Annotated in this window: 3 protein-coding genes; all 3 read right to left on the bottom strand. The window is 64.8% G+C overall.

The window, feature by feature from the left end:
• Positions 1 to 57: 57 nt before the first annotated feature.
• On the bottom strand, positions 58 to 582 hold the full coding sequence (locus BZL41_RS00020; RefSeq protein ID WP_095597407.1) for a phage tail protein: 525 nt from the start codon (positions 580 to 582) through the stop codon (positions 58 to 60).
• Positions 579 to 1,748, bottom strand: coding sequence for a baseplate J/gp47 family protein (locus BZL41_RS00015; RefSeq protein WP_095597406.1), 1,170 nt, complete (start codon positions 1,746 to 1,748; stop codon positions 579 to 581). Before BZL41_RS00015 ends, BZL41_RS00020 begins: the two co-directional genes overlap by 4 nt.
• Positions 1,745 to 1,976, bottom strand: a 232-nt coding sequence (locus BZL41_RS00010) for a DUF2590 family protein (protein WP_143517976.1), incomplete at its 5' end; no start/stop codon positions are given. The genes BZL41_RS00015 and BZL41_RS00010, both read right to left, overlap by 4 nt.

Below are 1,976 nucleotides of genomic sequence, written 5' to 3'. Positions count from 1 at the left end.
GTTTCTGCGCGATCAGGCTTTCACCGGCCAGGGTAATGCGGGCTCCCATTGGCTCTCCTACAGGCTGGCGACCAGGGTCTGCTGGTCGTCGTTGAAATGAACGGTCACCACGCCCAGCGGCAGGGTGGTCAGCGTCACGAAGTCATAGCGGCGACAGGTGCGGCCGTATTGGCGGATCAGGATGCGCAGCAACTCGGCGTTCTCCGCCAGTTGGCCATTGCTCAGGCGCAGCAGCACCACATCCCAGTCGCGGTCGGGATCGCGCTCTTCGATCTCGACATAGCCCACGCCCAGGCGCTGGAAGATGCGTTTCAGGCCGGCGGTGCTGCCGGCGTCCACCGCGTTAATGAAGGCGTATTTCACGCGCAGGCGGTAAAGGCTCTCGGGCTCGTCCTTGAAGCGAGTGATGTCGCGCTGCCAGGCCAGCAGGTCCAGGATGGTCGGGTGGCAAGTTTCGGCGTCCATCTGCAGCAGCGGCCAGCGCAGCCAGCTTTCCACCTTTGTCCACCAGGCTTGTGCGGCAGCCGTGAGCTTCGCCAGCTCGGGGCCGTCCAGCCAGAAAGGCAGTCCGAGCTTGATCATTGCATCAGCACCTCAACGGCGGTCAGCCGGGGAATGCTCAGTTGGGAAACGATGTCGTTGTTTCGCCAGTACAGCGATTCGATGTCGGGAAACTGTCGGTGCAGCTCTTCGCCCAGCTTGCTGAAGGAGAATCGCGACTGCGGGTAGGTCAGGGTCGGCTGGTAATCGCGGGGTGTGCTTTCTCGAAAGGCCGCCCGGATGAACAGCTCGATCTCGCTCTTGAGCGTGGCGCGCTGCTCGCTGGTCAAGGTTGAACGGGGCCAGACCGACACACGGATCGACCATTGGGTTTCGGGCATGGCCATGACCTGCAGATCGTCTCCGTGGCCGTGGTTACCCTGATCGCGGATGTGCGCGTTGATCTGCGCCAGGAACGTGTTGGCGGGCACGCCGGCATCGAACAGCACATAGGCATTTGCGCTGCCCGGACCACGCGGAGCGTTGTGCTCGAAGTACACGCCATCCGGCCGAACGCCTGGAAAGCTGGCGATCATGGCGCGGTACACGGCGTCGGTGTGCCATTGGTTCACGGCGGAAAACTGGTTCCGCACGCGCAGGCGCAACTGGTCGTCGGGCTCGGGGTCCGCTCCGGGCTGCGTCAGCCAGCCGTTGTTGTTCACCACCTGGGCGATACCGGGCACGGGCTCGGGCAGAACGGCGTAGTAGCCGGGAGCCAGGTTGTAGCCGCTGCCGGTCTCAACCGCCTCCACCGGAATTTCCAGTTGCATCAGTCCGTCGGTAAAGACACCCGGGGCGGTCGTCACCAACTGGTACACATGGCCATTGATCGCGGCCGACTGCACCACGGTGCCGGCGGGCACCTCCAGGGCGCCGCCAGCGGCCAGGCGAGTGAACAGCAGCACGCCCTTGGCTTTGGTCGCGCCCTTGCGCTCCACGTTAACGGCCCAGGCCAGCATGTCCAGCCAGGCGCCGCTGGCCGTCTGCACGAAGAAGTTCGGCAGCACCGTGCCACTGACGAAGTTGATCAGCCACAGCACCGGCTTGGTGACCAGCGCGGTGACGATCCGCCAGAACGGCGAATAAGCGCTGGTGTTGCTCAAGGCGCTGCCCTGGGCGGCCACTTCACGTTCCCAGGCCTGGCGCAGCCCGGCTTCGGTGGTGGGAATGCCGGCATCGCTCAGCGCTTGCTTGAAATCGACCGTCACAGCACCACCTCGACGGCTCCGAACTCCACGGTGCGAGCGGTCACCCGGTACTGCCCCGGCTCCTGCTCGATGATCCGGACAGTGCCGGGCACCAGGCGCTCGTCGGCCTCCACCAGCAATTCCAGCTGTTGGATGCAGTCGCGCTGGCGGAAGCGGTCGCGCTCGGCCACCAATGTCACCAGCAGGCCGCTCTCGCGGATCATGTGCGCGATGTCCTGGGCGATGCTG

The sequence above is a fragment of the Pseudomonas sp. PIC25 genome (assembly GCF_002286785.1).
In the GTDB taxonomy this organism is placed as follows: domain Bacteria; phylum Pseudomonadota; class Gammaproteobacteria; order Pseudomonadales; family Pseudomonadaceae; genus Pseudomonas_M.
Note: the sequence above shows the minus strand (reverse complement) of the source record. Positions and strands in the feature narration are given on the sequence as shown.